This window comes from Methanosphaera sp. BMS (assembly GCF_003268005.1).
GTDB lineage: Archaea > Methanobacteriota > Methanobacteria > Methanobacteriales > Methanobacteriaceae > Methanosphaera.
This window is the reverse complement of the sequence record NZ_CP014213.1, coordinates 627603-644124: the sequence shown is the minus strand read 5'-3', so window position 1 is coordinate 644124 and position 16522 is coordinate 627603. Positions and strand designations below refer to the sequence as shown.

16 protein-coding genes are annotated in these 16522 nt (G+C 33.1%); 6 read left to right on the top strand and 10 right to left on the bottom strand.

Annotated elements, in window-relative coordinates; all coding sequences use genetic code 11:
- Positions 1-536 precede the first annotated feature (536 nt).
- Genes AW729_RS02170 through AW729_RS02160 form a run of 3 tightly spaced genes read left to right on the top strand, consistent with a single transcriptional unit; the run spans position 537 to position 2297 of the window.
- Positions 537-890 carry an HIRAN domain-containing protein gene (locus tag AW729_RS02170; RefSeq protein WP_112123547.1) on the top strand — a complete coding sequence of 118 codons (354 nt, stop codon included), beginning with the start codon at positions 537-539 and terminating at the stop codon, positions 888-890.
- A gap of 10 nt (positions 891-900) precedes the next feature.
- Positions 901-1845 (top strand): ARPP-1 family domain-containing protein, encoded by a 945-nt coding sequence (locus AW729_RS02165; protein ID WP_112123546.1) that lies wholly within the window; start codon positions 901-903, stop codon positions 1843-1845.
- Positions 1846-1847: 2 nt separating this feature from the next.
- Entirely contained in the window at positions 1848-2297 is a 450-nt protein-coding gene (locus tag AW729_RS02160; protein ID WP_112123545.1) for a hypothetical protein, read from the top strand.
- Between the two features lie 135 nt (positions 2298-2432).
- On the opposite strand, the gene AW729_RS02155 is transcribed toward AW729_RS02160, so the two are convergent.
- The 3 genes from AW729_RS02155 to AW729_RS02145 all read right to left on the bottom strand — a co-directional run bounded on the left by AW729_RS02155 (position 2433) and on the right by AW729_RS02145 (position 4852).
- Positions 2433-2957 carry a GNAT family N-acetyltransferase gene (locus AW729_RS02155; protein WP_112123544.1) on the bottom strand — a complete coding sequence of 175 codons (525 nt, stop codon included), beginning with the start codon at positions 2955-2957 and terminating at the stop codon, positions 2433-2435.
- Positions 2958-3128: 171 nt separating this feature from the next.
- Positions 3129-3674, bottom strand: coding sequence for a DUF4411 family protein (locus AW729_RS02150; RefSeq protein ID WP_112123543.1), 546 nt, complete (start codon positions 3672-3674; stop codon positions 3129-3131).
- Positions 3671-4852 (bottom strand): XRE family transcriptional regulator, encoded by a 1182-nt coding sequence (locus AW729_RS02145; RefSeq protein WP_112123542.1) that lies wholly within the window; start codon positions 4850-4852, stop codon positions 3671-3673. Before AW729_RS02145 ends, AW729_RS02150 begins: the two co-directional genes overlap by 4 nt.
- 178 nt (positions 4853-5030) lie before the next feature.
- Between AW729_RS02145 and AW729_RS02140 the strand changes: the two genes are divergently transcribed.
- Positions 5031-5852 (top strand): nitroreductase family protein, encoded by an 822-nt coding sequence (locus AW729_RS02140; RefSeq protein ID WP_335645366.1) that lies wholly within the window; start codon positions 5031-5033, stop codon positions 5850-5852.
- 454 nt (positions 5853-6306) lie between these two features.
- Positions 6307-6936, top strand: a complete 630-nt coding sequence (locus AW729_RS02135) for a flavodoxin family protein (protein WP_112123541.1) — start codon at positions 6307-6309, stop codon at positions 6934-6936.
- Between the two features lie 114 nt (positions 6937-7050).
- On the opposite strand, the gene AW729_RS11130 is transcribed toward AW729_RS02135, so the two are convergent.
- From AW729_RS11130 to AW729_RS02120, 4 genes are all read right to left on the bottom strand, one after another.
- On the bottom strand, positions 7051-7239 hold the full coding sequence (locus AW729_RS11130; RefSeq protein ID WP_162685735.1) for a hypothetical protein: 189 nt from the start codon (positions 7237-7239) through the stop codon (positions 7051-7053).
- A 107-nt stretch (positions 7240-7346) separates the two neighbouring features.
- Positions 7347-8381 (bottom strand): ABC transporter ATP-binding protein, encoded by a 1035-nt coding sequence (locus tag AW729_RS11705; RefSeq protein ID WP_112123540.1) that lies wholly within the window; start codon positions 8379-8381, stop codon positions 7347-7349.
- Positions 8382-8392: 11 nt separating this feature from the next.
- On the bottom strand, positions 8393-9523 hold the full coding sequence (locus AW729_RS02125) for an ABC transporter permease (RefSeq protein ID WP_112123539.1): 1131 nt from the start codon (positions 9521-9523) through the stop codon (positions 8393-8395).
- A 33-nt stretch (positions 9524-9556) separates the two neighbouring features.
- Entirely contained in the window at positions 9557-10672 is a 1116-nt protein-coding gene (locus AW729_RS02120; RefSeq protein WP_112123538.1) for a tocopherol cyclase family protein, read from the bottom strand.
- Positions 10673-11611: 939 nt separating this feature from the next.
- On the opposite strand from AW729_RS02120, the gene glnA reads away from it, so the two are divergent.
- A complete protein-coding gene (glnA, locus tag AW729_RS02115) occupies positions 11612-12949 on the top strand; it encodes a type I glutamate--ammonia ligase (RefSeq protein WP_112123537.1) in 1338 nt (445 codons plus the stop codon).
- Between the two features lie 313 nt (positions 12950-13262).
- Here the strand turns inward: glnA and AW729_RS02110 are convergent, their stop codons facing one another.
- From AW729_RS02110 to AW729_RS02100, 3 genes are read right to left on the bottom strand one after another with little or no spacing between them, the layout of a single operon-like run.
- Entirely contained in the window at positions 13263-14753 is a 1491-nt protein-coding gene (locus tag AW729_RS02110) for a glutamate synthase-related protein (RefSeq protein ID WP_112123536.1), read from the bottom strand.
- Positions 14754-15830: a Coenzyme F420 hydrogenase/dehydrogenase, beta subunit C-terminal domain gene (locus tag AW729_RS02105; RefSeq protein ID WP_112123535.1), complete on the bottom strand. Its 1077-nt coding sequence runs from the start codon at positions 15828-15830 to the stop codon at positions 14754-14756. It lies immediately after the preceding gene.
- 5 nt (positions 15831-15835) lie between these two features.
- Positions 15836-16507, bottom strand: coding sequence for a tributyrin esterase (locus AW729_RS02100; protein ID WP_112123534.1), 672 nt, complete (start codon positions 16505-16507; stop codon positions 15836-15838).
- Positions 16508-16522: the final 15 nt, after the last annotated feature.

Below are 16522 nucleotides of genomic sequence, written 5' to 3'. Positions count from 1 at the left end.
TTTCAATACCACTAACGTTAAATCCATATGTCCATCTAAATTCATTAAAAGAAGATAATTTTTGTTCAAAAGATTATACCTTATTAAGATTGTTTAGTAATACTGCTTGTTATAATTGTTATATAAAAAATTCCATATTTTAAAAAATAAACTTTAATGGGTATAAGTAAAACATGGATTCAAATCCTAAAAGTATTGATATGATGTTAAATGATTAAGTGTTTCTGGAAAAAAGAATAAAAAATGGCATATTATTTAAAAAATTAATTATAAAAAAATCCAATTAAAGAAAATACTTTAAAGCATATATAAGATAGGTTATACTAAGTATTAAATAGTATTATGATATTTCATTATAAAAATTTCATATTTTATGATGAAGCAATTATCATAATATTTCATATATATTCATATATTCGGAATACTTTATAGAAATATTTATATACCATTAATTCCATAGACATAATTACAAAAAATATAGAAAAAAAGTGTGTCATTCACAATGAAATAATTAAATCATTGATGGGGAAGGAATTATGAAAGAAAAAGGTATATATTTTACAGTCAATGGCGTGAATCATTTTCATGGCATTAAAGTATTTAAGATAAATTCTCTGATGAAGCTAGTAAAAGAACCTGAAAATAACTATGATGATGAGGCAATACGTGTTGAACTAAGATATGCCGGCCCATCAGGTTATGTGGCTAACAGTGTTAAAACCGTAGCCAAAGGATCTTATAGTGCAGGACGTTTATATGATAAGATATTGGATGTAGACTATGCAAAAGTTAAATTCATTATAGGGGATGCGATAATTGCCAAGGTTCTTACTAATGATGAAGTAGACCAGGAAAAAAGCAATCCCGATAGTGATATTAACTATATCTAGGAGGTATTGGATGACTGAGGTTTTAGATGAAATATTAAACGATATTAACACATTTGCTCCACAGCATTTTGGTAACATGACCGTTATTGGATTGAACATTCCCGAAAATAGGGATGTTGACTTGATGAGTTTGAAAAAAGGATTGGAACTAGGTTTGGTTGAAATATCCGAAGTCGACGAGGGCGGTTCAGTAGGTGAAGTAAGAGTAATCAACAACGCCGTAACGCCATTGCTTATATTGGATGGTGAAGAAATTATAGGTGCAAAACAAAATAGAATCGCAAATGCCACTATAATCATAGAGGCAAAAAGCGAAAAGATTATACCTGTAAGCTGTACAGAAGCCGGTAGATGGCATTACAATTCACAACATTTTGCATCTTCCAGACACATGGCATCCAGTCTTGTAAGACGTGACAAATCAAGCAGCGTTTACAATTCATTAAAATCCCGTAGAGGTTATAAATCAGATCAACAAAAAGTTTGGAACAACATTGCTGCTACAGAACACAGCCTTTCTTATGAAAGTCCAACTAATTCATTGAATGATGTTTATCGGGAAAAAACATATGATATAGATAGATATAGGGATGCGTTTAAGTTACAGGAAAACCAGAATGGATTCATTGTATATATCAATGGAAGACTGGTTGGTTTGGAAATGATATACAACAGTGACAGATACAAGGAATATCATGATAGGCTAGTAGAAAGCTATATCATAGATGCCATGAGAAAGCAGGATGAAGAAGTCAAAATTGTTGATGAAAGCAGTGAAGACTTCCTTGAGGATATTAGAAAATCCAAAATGGAATCCTATGATTCTGTAGGTTTAGGTGTTGATTACCGGGTTGATGATGAGGATATCACAGGCAGTGCCGTGGTATTTGATGAAACATTAATCAACGCATCATTCTTTAAAAAACGTGATGAATCACTAGAGGCTGACATTTAAATATGATTTCCATTAAATTAAATGCTGATGAGAAGAAGTTAACGGATAGGTATAAATTAATTATCAGTAGAACTAGGGTAAAAGACAAAAATGGTAACTTGAAGGAGTATCATTCTTTTACCTGTAGTTTTCCTTACCCATTCGTTGAATTTTTTTCCAAACCTGATGGTATTTATTTCTATGAACGTATGGATAAGTATTATATCACCACTAAACAACCACCCAATTATTATCCGTACAAGTATGTCAAGTTAAAAACCAGAAAGAATGCAAATCAAAAAAGCAGCAAAGAAAATGAGAATAAGCAATGGGCTAAGATTGTCAGTATCCCAAAGGATGTCATGGGTAAAATGGATAATTCCATGGAGTTATTGTACGAATTACATCTTGATCAGAAGGACTACGTTACCGGTAAACAGGGTTTACTGCAAGTTTCCTTATTGAACAATTAATATAGACAGTTGAAGATTATTATCTATTGGTGAATTGTATAATTATTTACAATTCATTATCTTTTTTTAGAATAAAATATATTATTGATTTATGTGGTGAAGATTGATTAATTTAATAAAAAAAAGTTTGTGTGTTTATATGAGTTTTTCATATAAGTTGAAAGTTTTTAATCCGCGTTCGTCTGCTTTTATGGTTATTGTATCGATATACTCGAATTCCAATTTCTTATATAACTTCTCGGCGGGAAGATTGTTTTCCATTATGCTTAATCGTACGCTTTTTATTGAGTTTTCCTTTGCCAGATCAAAGACATAGTTTATCATTTTCTTGGCTATTCCCTTCTTTCCATGGCCATGCTTTACGGCTACCAGATGAACTACATAAATATTATCATATTCATCATCTATTTTCCATCTGACCTGATCATAGCCCTTGCTTGGCTTGTGGTTAATTACTATGGAGGATACAATTTCTGAGTCGATTTCTCCCACATATAATTCTTCATCTTCAATTGAAGTTATAATGTTTTCATCTTTGGGATAAACACCATATTCCCATTGCGGTGTGTATTCATTATCTTTTATTGCATCAATTAATTCTTCGTAGAGCTTTGTCACGGTATCTGCATCGTTTATGTTTGCTTTTCTGATTTTTAACATTGTAACCCTCCTTTATTGATGAATGCTTGTTCTAATGGTTATATTGATAGTTTGGTCATGGTTGAACACTATGTATATTTCTATTCTTATATTATATTTTGTATATAATAAACTTTTTCATAATATTTTTTTATAATTTCGGCCTTAAAAATATGAAATATGAGTAATTGTTTATTGTTTCATTAAATGCTCTATTTTAATTAATTCCGTTAAACAGATGCATCCAAAACCATCATTATACTTGCCAATGTTGTCTTTTTTGTCACGGTTATCTACACATATTGCACCCAGATAATCACATATTGTTGGTATATTGTACTTTTTTATCGCTGGATTGATGATTGATGTGGACAGGTATTCATCCTGTGTAACTATACATAAATTGTTGTGATATGCATAGGTTATGATGTATTGGTCCGCATCAAATGGATTTTCAACGCTTACCGTATCAAAGTAGTCGGGTATTCTGGATCTTAAGTTATTGTATGTTTCAGTTATTTCATTTGTGATACTGGCTTTGAATATGTCCTCATATTCAACGCAGAAGAATTCATCATCCAGTTCATCTTTAACCTTGTCTATGGATATAGCAGTACCGTCATCCAATAGTTTAAGGAAGTTATCATAATGAGTGGGGAAACATTCCCTATCATATTCCTCACCGCTTTGGAATCTGAGGAAAATATTGGTATCTATTAGATATTTGGCTTTGCTCATCTTCGCACCCCACTGATTTTATTTATTAGATATGGTATTACGCTATGTGGTACTCCCAATTCATTGGATAAATCCAAGTCATTTATAAGGTTATTGTCATATGCCTCCAGTAATATCTGTGTATATAATCGTCCATTTTGGTTAATGTTTCTGGATGCTAAGTTTTTTAATCGTTTTTGATTGTTTTTCTTTTTATCGGTTGATTTTTTGACAAGTTTTGTATTATCCACAAGTAGTTCTGACTGTGTATCCTCTTGTTCTATTGCTTCTTCATCGCTGTTGTAGACTCTTTTATTTAACTGTTCTTCCAATTGCTCATCGGTTAATAGATTGAGATTTCGTAGCCTATACAATACGGTTTCCATATTTACATTATAACGTGTTGAAACTATTCTTATAACACTGTTTATGTTTGCTATTCTAATCTTTTTAATTTCCTTCTCGGGTAGCATTATCTCGGATGCTATTGAATTACAGAGTCGTTCATCCTTTTGTGTATTATAGTCTCCGCTTATTCCATCCTTGCTGATAAGAAGGTGTGCATATTCATTAAATAATGAATATATCTTTTCAATCTCGGAGTTTCTATTGTTAATACCTATTATCGGTAGGTATTGGTTGTTGAATGCATATCCATTTATGTCCTCCGGTTTTATATTGTAGAATTTAAATATTAATATGTTGAGTGCTTCGAATTGCTTTATCCAATCGTCGGTTGTGTAATTGTTTAATTTGTCTGCATTGATATCCAAAGATTCTCTGATTATTTCAACGATTTTTGTTTTGCTTTTGTTTTCGTTTTGATAGTATTTGAATGACAAATCCTTGTCCAGCTTGTCTGCTATTTCCAATAGAAGTAGTCTTTTACGTTTTGCATGTTTTATTTCCTTTAATATTTCAGGACTTGACAATATCCTTTTATCGTTCATTGTCCTATAGTCCTTGACGTATTGTTCTATTTTTGGTGGAGGTGTATTGTTTAAAAACAATAGTGGACTAACATCATATACCTTTGCCAGTTTGTTCATGTTTTTATAGGTCAGTATTCCCGTTTCTTCCCACTTGGATAGTGTTGACTCCTGGACTTTCAACTTCTTGCTGGCACTTTCAAGCGTATAGTTTAATGATTTTCTTGACCATATGATCCATTCGGGATTTATCTTGATGCTTTCTGTCATGACACACCTCTTTATAGAATTATTGATTGAATTTATGTTAATATATATTTATGTCTGTTTTCATTAAAAAAATTTATTTCTAATTTTTTTTTGGGATGTGTCCTTTAGAACTACATGTCCTCATGCATAATAGAATAATTATTAATATACTTTTAAATAGATATATACATAATAATATATTATTATAGGGGGTTTTCGTATTAAACATTTAATCATTGATGAAAACAAGTGTATAGGATGTGGATTATGTAAGCAGGTATGTATCAGGGACAATATTGAAATAATGGATAAAAAAGCGGTTGATGTTGAAAGCAATTGTTTTGACTGTGGACAATGCTCTACGTTATGTCCTACAAATGCCATTTCTATAAAGGCCTACTCCAATCAAATAGACCGTGTAGAGGAATATAATCCGGATGACATTCCTGTAAGTTATGATGACTTGCTTCAGTTCTATAAGCAAAGAAGAACATGCAGGTGGTTTAAGGATGAAAAAATACCTCTTGATGTAATTGAAAAATTGATGGAAGCTGCATATTACAGTCCCAACAGACAGAATATACAGGATGTGGAATTTGCATTGGTTGAAGAGAATCTAGACGATTTTATAGATCATGTATATGATATCATAAGAGCCAAGGAAGATGAATTCTTTAGAATAAAACAGGTTGGTGATTATTTAAGGGATGAAAATCGAAATCCCAAAAGACATCCATTGTTATGGGAAGGTCAACAGTTATTATTGGCATTTAGTGAAAATAAGACCGACGCCGTTATAGCAATGACACGTATTGAATTAATGGCATATACTTTAGGTTTGGGCGGATTTCATTCCTTGTTTATAGGCATGGCTGAAGAGGTTGATAATGATAAGTTGATGGAATTCTTCCCTGAAATAGATTCAAACAAACATATGTATGCCGCCTTTGTCATAGGAATTCCAAGGGTTAAGTATAGACGTACAAGACCTCATAAAAATATAAAATTAACAGTTAAATAGGAATTTTTTTTAAATCATATATTAATATGCAATAAAATTACCATTAAAAAAGGAGCAGGTATATAACATATGAAGCATGCAGGTGATGTGAAAGAAATTCATGGATAAACTCGATATCACCGGGAATAATTGTAACACCACTAACCATAGAAAATTCAAAGGCCCAAGAGGAGATTTTTATAGGAATATTTATGAAAAGTGTCAATCATGAAGACCTAAAAAGGCAGATGAAGTTGCTAATCTGGCACAGCTATTATTGAATGAGGACGTTTCATTCATTCTTGGCCTTGATTTCTTGATAGATGGTGATAACTGCATCATATTTCTATGGAAAACTAAAACCAAAACAGTGAAACTCTTAAATATATTCAGCAATAAATAATTAAATTGAACATAAGGAGTAAAAAATATTTTATTTGATATTTCTTTTTTTATAGGATAACAGGTGATTGATTTGAAAACGATAGTGGTAAATGCCAGTCCACGTAAAGACTGGAACACGGCAAAACTAATGAAAGAAGCACAAAAAGGTGCCAAGTCTGTAGGAGCCGAAACAGAATATGTTGACTTATATGACTTGAACTTCACCGGTTGTAGAAGCTGTCTTATATGTAAGATGAAGAATATGGAACGCTGTAAATGTTTCTGGAAGGATGATCTTTCACCACTTATAGATAAAGTATATGAAGCCGATACATTACTTATAGGTATTCCTATATATATGGGAGAACCTGCAAGTCAATACAAGGCATTTATTGAAAGATTGATATTTGTGGCACTATCCTATGATGGTGGAAACTACTTTGAAGGAAAAATTAATGTCGGATTGATATATACAATGAACGCTCCACTTGAATATTATGAAAGTGACTATAAGGATAAATTTGCCAGCTTTGAAGGATTGTTTAACTTCTTGAATGGTGAAGTTGAGATATATCCTTCATGCAATACATTGCAGGTTAATGATTACAGCAAGTACAATATGGGAATGTTCAATGAGGAAGATAAGATAAAATCTAATGAGAACCAGTTTCCAATTGACATGGAAGAAGTATTTAAAATGGGTGCTAATCTAAGCAGATAGCAATTTTTTTTATAATCCCCACATTTTATTTTTTTTTATAAGATTAGACTATGAATTATGACCTTTACGATAAATTACATTACCTAAAAAAAGAGAAAAAAATTGTTTGAATATTTAACCATCCGTATTTTTAAAACAATCCTGTTTACTAGACAGATACAACAGCAATATGCTAATTATTATTACACATATTATATCCATACTATATGAGAGCATATCCACATTGGTTGTTATCTTATCAAGGCCAAAACCTGAAATATAAAAAGCAAAGAGATTATTTGCAATATGAATTTCCGCAGCCATTTCTATACCTTTTGTATAATGATTTAATATTTATCCATGTTAATTTAAAAAAATCCTTCAATAGAAAGGGAGATTTTTTAAAAAAATAGTAAATGAGGGAGATTAAATTATTGTCCATATAAGCTATATTTGATTATTTTATCAGAAATCTGATCTATCACGCCGGCAGGTATTTTACTCTGAAGCACAGCTATTGGTATCTGTTTTCCACTTAAGCTATATGAACCCATATGTACAATGGATTCCTGGAAGGTAGACTTGCCTTCTTCCTCATCCAACCTTGCCCTTTTAATCTGATTGCTGGTTAAAGCCTTGATGTATAGCTGCATTTTCTTATTATCCATTTTGACAACTATTTTTCTTGGAATCATGCAACCTATATTATCTTCATTTGTCACATAGTCAACAAAATCCATATTATTATCGACTATTTCATCATTACTGTTAATGGTTGTATTGACAAGTTCATCATCGGATTCAATTATTTGACCGTCACGTACTGTTATTATTCTATCGGCCTGATTGGCAACAGCTGGATCATGAGTAACCACTATCAGCGTTACGTTACGCTTTTTATGTAATTTTTTAAGCAAATCCATTATTTTCTGGCTGGTTTTAGTATCCAATGCACCGGTTGGTTCATCAGCTATGATAATTGACGGTTCATTTACAAGTGCCCTTGCTATTGCTACACGCTGTCTTTGACCACCGGACATTTTTGTAGGATTTTGATGAATCTTATCCGCCAAACCAACACTTTCAAGTAATTCCACGGCCTTATTTTCATTGGATTTATTAACCCTTAAGTGTTTTCCGATTAATGGTATTTCAACGTTTTCAAGTACACTGAGATTTGGAATTAGATTATGCAACTGGAATATGAATCCAATCTTTTGGCTTCTAAACTTTGATAGATTCTCCTTTGAACTGTTCAAGTCAATACCATCAACTTTTATGCTGCCGCTGTCGGGATAGTCAAGTGCACCGATCATATTAAGAAGTGTTGATTTACCGCTACCTGACGGGCCGATTATGGATACGAATTCACCTTTCTTAATGTCAAGGTTGATTCCGTTTAATGCCTTCGTTTCACCGTTATCATAGAATTTCTTAAGGTCTCTGATACTTACAATATTTGACATTCAAAACACCCCTATTCATATCGTAATGCCTCGGTAGGTGATAACCTTGAAGCCTTGATTGCAGGATATAAACCACCTATAATACCTACGCTTAAAGCTACAATAAATGCCTTGATGAATATGTTAATGTTAAATATCAAAGTCATGTTATCTCCATTGACTTTAAATAATATGAAAACAGCAAGTACACCCAATATTGACCCGATAATACCAGATATTATGGTTAGTACAATTGATTCGCCCATAATCATGGCAAGGATTCTTTTTTTAGTCCAGCCCACTGATTTTAGAACACCTATTTCACGTGTTCTTTCAAATACTGTCATCATCATGGTATTGATAACACCCAGTCCTCCAATGATTATTGCAAGTGCCTCTATCGCGGTAGTTGCCGAATTAATCATGTCAAGTGTATCATCTATTGTTTGAGCCATCTCCTCTGTTGTGATGGTATTTAATGTATCGTTATATTCATTCTTTATTTTATCGTTTACTGTGGTTAGATTAGCGTCCTTTTTAATTTTGATGGATATGCTTGATATTTTATCTTCATTATCTGTTAAGTTCTGTAATTTACTTAAGCTGGTATACATCGCTGAGTCATAGAATATGGAACCCGTTTCATAGATACCGGTTATTTTAAATTCATTGCCGTATACATCTATCTTATCGCCGATTGTATAGTTTTCCTCATCGGCCAGGTTTTTTCCAACTATCAGTTCGTTTTCATCTTCATTAAATATGCTACCGTTTACATTGCTTATGCCCACAATGGATAAGTCATCTTTTTTTGCCCCATAAAGACTAAAACCATAGCGGCTCGAATCACTATTTTTTGATGTGTCGATAACGTTGCTTTCCAGCATTCCCGCTGTTTTTTCAACACCGTCAATTTTGGATAGTTCTTCCACATAGCTTTCATTAAGATTACCTGAGGATGATGACAGGGAACTGCCAATCTTTGTAGCTGTAATTTCGGCTGAGCCATCCTTCAATGTCGTCTCTGTTGAATCCTCAAGGGATGCTGTTATAAGCCCTAACGCTACTATTGTAGCAATCCCTATGGCTATGCCTATTATTGCTAGCAAACTTCTGGTCTTGTTTCTAAATGGGTTTTTAAGAATTAGTTTAAAGTAATTCATATTACACCTCTATTTAGCATGTTTATTATTTTTTTAACAATATTCTCCATATTCACATCCGGTATTTTCTATTTTAACGTGATCTATTAAATCTCCGTTCTTTTTATATAATTTTATTTCACCATATCCTGTTCCACCATTCCATAGGCGATTATGTAATTTTAGTCCAGTCGGTGCTTCATAGTTAATAAGCAGCATCCCCTCACGCTTACAGTGTAGTGTCAATTCCATGAATGAATCCTTGTTTGATGCTTTGACAGTCCAGGTATGAATATCTTCTCCTTCCTTGAAGTCAAAGTCTATCTTTACCATATTCCAGAATCTTGCAAAGTTATATTCATACATTTTTCCCTCATAGTAGAAACCGATTAGAAGCTTTCTTGGTATTTCTATTCCAAATGCTTTTGGTCGTCCTCCACCGGCTTCAAATGCTGAGTTGTTCAATTTTTTACCACTTATCAGGCTGGTAATGTTACATGAGGATATCCATAGCCACGGGCTGGTAAAGTCTCCTCCCCAGTTTTTATCCGCATACCCATATGATTTTTCCGGGATTACTTCATATTCCACTCCATCAAGTATTATTGTACCTGAGTATTGTGTTTTTATTCCTTCTGCATGCCAGAACATCTCGAAGGAATTTAGTTTTCTGAAGAGTTTATTTGCTCCATAGCCTACATTGAATGTAATCTGTTTATCTATATCCAAGTTCCAGCTCATGTTACCCGCATCACACATATACTCAGGATGTTCTTTTGCTTCTTGTTCTGTTACAATACATGATCCTTCCATATGTTTTTCAGTTAGACTACAGTTTCCTACTTTTATGTCAAGTTTATCGCTTGGACATGAGAATTCTTTCATTGAATAGAAGTTGTGTATCTGTTTTGCATCCTTTCCCCAACTTCCGACTTTTATCATGCAGTATGATGGTTTTTTACCTAATCTTTGATTTTCAGGATGTTGACCTAATGTTGGTTTATCTTCAGCCAATGCAGGATTACATACAAAATACTCAATAAAGAATGCTTTTGCTTCTTTCGTTTCTTTATTATATGCCGTTAATGAATGCCACCACCAATCATAGCCTTTTTTAGCCAGTGAGCCATGTAACATATAATAATCACGTTCTATGTCACTTTTATTCAAAAAAAATCACCTTTATATTTTAATTAAACCGATAGTTGTATCTTTATCATTTATATATAAATTTCTACTCATTATTTTTATTATATTTTATGATTTTTTATAAAACAACCCAAAGTGAATTAATTTTTTATGCATTGTATATGTGTAAAATGATTATTTTTTTTGATTATTAAGTTAAGTCTTAAATTTAATTTTGATTAGTAAGGGAATATAGTTAAATTTGTGTCTATATTTAACTAAAAATAAATTATTTATCAATATATTATATTAACTTAATAGAATTATAGATTTTTATTAATTTGTTGCCTTAACTCAACAAAATAATAAATTATTTTTTAAATAGATAATTTACGTAACATATTATAAAAAATTTATCATGATATATTTATACTTAACAAAATATAATTATAAGTAGAATTATTAATCTAAAAAAGGAATAAAACATAAAAATATTATTGAATTTTTAAAAAATGATGACTTCTAAATATTAATATAACTATTTACTGTAGAATTTTAAGTATAATAAATAGATTGTAAATATCCCTTTCTTTCTTAACCATATCTCCCTTTTTATGTTTTTTTAAATTTGATATCCTTTTTTAATTATATTATTCTTTTAAAAATTTTAATTTATTTAAATATTTTTTTTATTCATTATGAGTTAAATAGTTAATTTCTTTAAATTATTAATTTATTCATCAAATTAATTATTATGGATATATATTATCATATATTATTAAAGTATTTCTATTAAATATAGCATTAATTAATTTATTCGATTTTTTTTCTGATGATTTTTTCTTTTTTATATAAAAACATTTATATATGATGAAAATGATAATAGGAAATAGGAAGCACACTTCCGATAATTTATAAATTTAAATAAAAACTTCTAAATATAAAGAATATTTCAACATTCAATCAAATAAGGTGTAAAATATGTCAGTACAAGATGATAAAATAGATAGTATAATTAAAGAGATAGATGAACATGGTTCAAAATTCTTAAGACTACAATTTTCAGATATTCATGGTACCCCAAAAAGCATGGCAGTATCACTAAAAAAAGCTGATGACGCAGAAGATGTCATAAACGATGGATTGTTATTCGACGGTTCATCAGTACCAGGATTTACAGATATCAACAACAGTGACCTAGCATTAAAACCAGATCTAGATACATTCTCAGCACTACCATGGAGACCGGAAGACAAAGGAACATGCAGATTTATCTGTGATGTCTACAATACGGATGGAACACATTTTGAAGGAGATCCAAGGGGAGTACTTAAAAAATCATTAAAAAAAGCAGAAGAAAGAGGATATCAGTTCAATATGGGTCCAGAACCAGAATTCTTCATCATCGAAAAAGATGAAAATGGACAATACAAACCGGCAGACAAAGCTGACTATTTTGACGTAGAACCACTAGACAAAGGAACAGATATAAGAAGGGAAATCGTACTAGGACTTGAAAAACTGGACTTCAACATAGAGGTAAGCCACCACGAAGTAGCACCAGGTCAACATGAAATAGACTTCAGATTTGCTGACGCATTAAAAACAGCAGATGCAGTAATCACATTCAAACAGGCAATCAAAGCATTGGTAGATAAACTAGGTTATCACGTAACATTCATGCCAAAACCATTCTTCGGTGTAAACGGTAGTGGAATGCACTGTAACCAGAGTCTATTTAAAGACGGTAAAAACATCTTCTATGACCCGGATACAGAAACACAATTATCACAGGAAGCAATGTATTTCATCGGTGGATTACTAGAACATGCACCAGCATTATCAGCTATACTTAGTCCAACAGTAAACTCATATAAAAGATTAGTACCAGGATATGAAGCACCATGCTACATAGCATATGGACTTAAAAACAGATCAACATTACTAAGAATTCCAGCATCACGTGGAATCGGAACAAGAATCGAATGCAGATCTGCAGACCCATCATGTAACCCTTACTTGGCATTTGCTGCATTGCTTGAAGCTGGTCTTGATGGTATGGACAATAAAATGGATCCTGGAGAACCTACAGAATTCAACGCATTCGAATATACTCCAGAAGAACTGGCAGATAAAGGAATAAATACGCTACCTACTAGCTTATGGGAAGCATACCATGCATTGGAAGAGGACAATATAGTTAAAAATGCACTGGGTGAGTTTGTATACAACCAGTTCTATCAAATCAAACGTCAGGAATGGGATGACTATAGAATACAGGTATTTGACTATGAACGTGAAAGATACCTGAACATATAAAAAAAATATTAATTTAGATTGAAGGTGATAGAAATGTAAACTGAAGCGTTTCCAATATGACAATAGTATTAAATCTCCTCATCACCACCCTTTAAAAAATGATTTCAAATAATCCTCTATTTATTTTTTTTTAAGTCTTATTACAAGAATACTGCTATTAAAACTCATTTAAAAATACTTTTCAAAACTGCCCAAACTAGTAGATTAAATGGGATAAAAACTAATAAATATTTTCAAAAAAAAAGTATTGTGGAAGCAAATATACTTCCAATATGATAAAAAATGATTTCTGACAACCAAAATATATATTTAATTATCTGAATCCTTTTCTTACCAGTGGAACACCAGTAATGTGAGATGCTTCCATGGTTAATGAAACCAAGTCCTCTTTCTCCAATTTTTGTATGTCGGTATTACCCGCTTGTTGAGTTAACATCTTTGCCTCTTCGGTCATTACTTTAATGTAATTTGCAACATGTTCTCCTCCCCTGACGGGATCCAATCTACGTCTGAATAATCTATTCTGTGTTGCAATACCCTTAGGACATGTTCCTTTACTACATCCCTGACACACCTTACAACCCAGTGATATCAAGGCAGCAGTTCCAATATAAGCAGCATCCGCACCTAATGCTATGGCCTTAGCCACATCAGCTCCTGAACGAATACCACCCGCTGCAACAAGACTTACCTCTTCTCTTAGATTTATTTCTCTAAGGGTTTCATCAGCTTCAAGAATAGCCTGTATAGTAGGAATACCTGAATGTTCGGTTACAACTTCAGGTCCTGCACCGGTTCCACCCTGCATACCGTCAACTACTATAATGTCGGCTCCAGCCTTTGCAGCTATTTTAACGTCCTGCTCTACACGACCAGACGTAAATTTAACCATAATAGGTATTTTCCAATCTGTAATGTCACGCAGCTGATTGATTTTTAATCTTAAATCCTCCGGACCAACAATATCCATATGTCTGGCAGGACTTAATGCATTGGTACCTTTAGGAATGTTTCTAATCTTAGCAACCTCGGCAGTGACCTTTTCAGCCAGTAAATGACCACCCATACCAGCTTTTGAACCTTGACCAATCTTGATTTCAATTGCATCGGCGTTATTCAAGTAATTGGCTGATACTCCAAATCTACCTGATGCATATTGGGCAATAAGCTTATCTGCATAATGTCTTTCCTCAGGAAGCATTCCCCCCTCACCGGTATTAGTAATTGTACCGGCAAGCTTGGAACCCCGTGCCAATGCTATTTTTGCTTCCTTACTGATAGCACCAAATGACATAGCTCCTATCATTATAGGTGTAGATATCTTTATAGGATTTTCGGCAAATCTGTCACCCAATACAACCTCTGAGTTACATGGCTCCCTGTATTTATCTATTGGAGGCCTTGATACCTGAGCAGGAAGTATGGTTAAATCATCAAATGATGGCACATGCCTTATTGCTCCACATCCTCTTACCTTGTATGATCCTTCGATGGATTTACGTTTAATTTCAAGCATCGTGTAATTGGACCATATTCCTCTATGTTCATCCGGCAGTGGCGTTACATATATGGCATTGTTTGGACACATCTCTTCACATATCTTACATCCAACACATTTTTCCTGGTGGACAGGCTGTGGCTCATCATTTATTATCTCATATACGCCATGTGGACAGTTGCTGTAACAGCTATAGCAATTTTTACATAATGACTGTTTAGGATTGTCACATAAATACCAACAACATCCAGGCCGGTTGTTGTTTCGTTTACATATTTCTGATCTTCGGTTAACGTCAAATGGCATTTAGATCACATCCTCCTTTAATTGTTTTAATGGTTTGAATACTGGACATACTGAGTACTTTGTTCCTGAAGCTTTAACTATTTCATCTATATCCTTGGTTAGTTTAGCATAAGGTTTCCATGACAGGTCCTCTTTTTTATCAACAATCAGGGCTTGATTAACTATGCCTTTTGTTATCAGATAGTCAAGTATTGTAGTTACCACTACTCCATCCTGACCTTTGTTGTGTTTTAATGATTTTACAGTTAGAATTTTCTTATAATCACCTATTGATTTATTCAGGTCATTTCTTAAATTAACAGGTGCAAATGTCCTTGGACATACTGCAAAGCAGTTATGACAATCAGGAGGACATTCTTTTCGTTTCTTTCGTGGCTTTGTATTTTTTATGAGTATCAATTCTTCCGGACATACATATTCGCATGCTCCGCATAGTACACATGCTCCTACATTTATCACGTTTGCTCTCAGGTCGTCAAAGTTTGATTCTGATATTTCCTCCATGATATTCTCGTCAGTCTTGTCTCTTTGATATAATACAGGGCGTGCCTTTGCTTCTCGTTCTTCTATATTTTCATGATTGGCTTTCTTCTTATTTGATGCTATGCGTTCCAATAGTTTAAGTTGGGATGGTGTTAATTCCTTGGCCTTAATGTATTTGTGTTTTATAGCATCTTTAATTATTTTTTCTCCCTTATCTGTTCTGACTATTACAGTTGACCATCCGTTTTCTGATCCTATGGAACCTACTGATATGTCTGATGTTTCCGATGTCAGCTCTACACAGATATTGCAGTTTTTTCTTACAACGGTTTTTGCCTTTGATAATGAAATTTTTACCTGGTCCCCGTTTTTCAGGTTAAAGAATGCATAACCTTTTTCTATTCTGAATTTTTCAATATCATCCATAGTCAAATCTAATTCTTTCAACAGTTTTGTGAAGTATAGATAGGAGAAGTTTTCCATACAGAATAAACCTATTTTAAAGTATATTGGACTGTCGGTATAATGCTGTATTTTTGAGGCAGCCATTATTCCACAGGGTGTTCCTACCATAGCTATTTTTTCTTTTGACATCGTTCTCACTCCATTAAGTGGTTATTGGATTCGTTTGTAATCTTTTTGAAGTTTGTATAATCTATATCAGTTATTTCAAATCCATATTTTGTAAGTAATGTTTTCAACTCTTTTTGATCCTCTAATGTGGATTGTTCCATTTTTGCATTTTTTCCAAGGCTTTTTACATCTCCCAGTACGTATATTGTTCCACGCATGATGGATTCACCGGCATCATCTGTTACGTTTCCCAGTACTATCAGTCGACCACCCATCATTAATAGTCCTGTCATGAAACCGCTGTTTCCACCGATTATTACTGTTCCTCCTTTCATGATTTCTCCGGTACGTGAACCTGCATCACCTTTTATGACTACTGTTCCTCCATATATTCCTTGGCCTGCTCCATCACCTACTCCACCTTCGATGATTAATTCGCCACGGGTCATGTTGTCTCCGGCAAACCATCCGGCGTTTCTTTTGATATGTATTTTTGGACCGTCTATCATTGTTCCAACAAAATATCCGGCTGATCCATCTATTTCTATTTCCACTTCTTCGGTTACACCTGCAGCAATGTTATGTCTTGATTGTGGATTTTTAATTATTAGTTTATCATAATTTACTGCATGTTCCTTTATTGAACGATTCAATTCTTTTTCGTCCATATCTTCAGCATCAATTATATATTTACTCATATTATTCACTTCTTT

What these genes read in the sequence shown, in the direction of transcription:
- AW729_RS02160 (WP_112123545.1), top strand. Translation starts at nt 1,848, where the DNA reads ATGATTTCCATTAAATTAAATGCTGATGAGAAGAAGTTAACGGATAGG.
- AW729_RS02105 (WP_112123535.1), bottom strand. Translation starts at nt 15,830, where the DNA reads ATGTCAAAAGAAAAAATAGCTATGGTAGGAACACCCTGTGGAATAATG.
- AW729_RS02170 (WP_112123547.1), top strand. Translation starts at nt 537, where the DNA reads ATGAAAGAAAAAGGTATATATTTTACAGTCAATGGCGTGAATCATTTT.
- AW729_RS02150 (WP_112123543.1), bottom strand. Translation starts at nt 3,674, where the DNA reads ATGAGCAAAGCCAAATATCTAATAGATACCAATATTTTCCTCAGATTC.
- AW729_RS11705 (WP_112123540.1), bottom strand. Translation starts at nt 8,381, where the DNA reads ATGTCAAATATTGTAAGTATCAGAGACCTTAAGAAATTCTATGATAAC.
- AW729_RS02100 (WP_112123534.1), bottom strand. Translation starts at nt 16,507, where the DNA reads ATGAGTAAATATATAATTGATGCTGAAGATATGGACGAAAAAGAATTG.
- AW729_RS02145 (WP_112123542.1), bottom strand. Translation starts at nt 4,852, where the DNA reads ATGACAGAAAGCATCAAGATAAATCCCGAATGGATCATATGGTCAAGA.
- AW729_RS02110 (WP_112123536.1), bottom strand. Translation starts at nt 14,753, where the DNA reads ATGCCATTTGACGTTAACCGAAGATCAGAAATATGTAAACGAAACAAC.
- AW729_RS02155 (WP_112123544.1), bottom strand. Translation starts at nt 2,957, where the DNA reads ATGTTAAAAATCAGAAAAGCAAACATAAACGATGCAGATACCGTGACA.
- AW729_RS02165 (WP_112123546.1), top strand. Translation starts at nt 901, where the DNA reads ATGACTGAGGTTTTAGATGAAATATTAAACGATATTAACACATTTGCT.
- AW729_RS11130 (WP_162685735.1), bottom strand. Translation starts at nt 7,239, where the DNA reads ATGGCTGCGGAAATTCATATTGCAAATAATCTCTTTGCTTTTTATATT.
- AW729_RS02125 (WP_112123539.1), bottom strand. Translation starts at nt 9,523, where the DNA reads ATGAATTACTTTAAACTAATTCTTAAAAACCCATTTAGAAACAAGACC.
- glnA (WP_112123537.1), top strand. Translation starts at nt 11,612, where the DNA reads ATGTCAGTACAAGATGATAAAATAGATAGTATAATTAAAGAGATAGAT.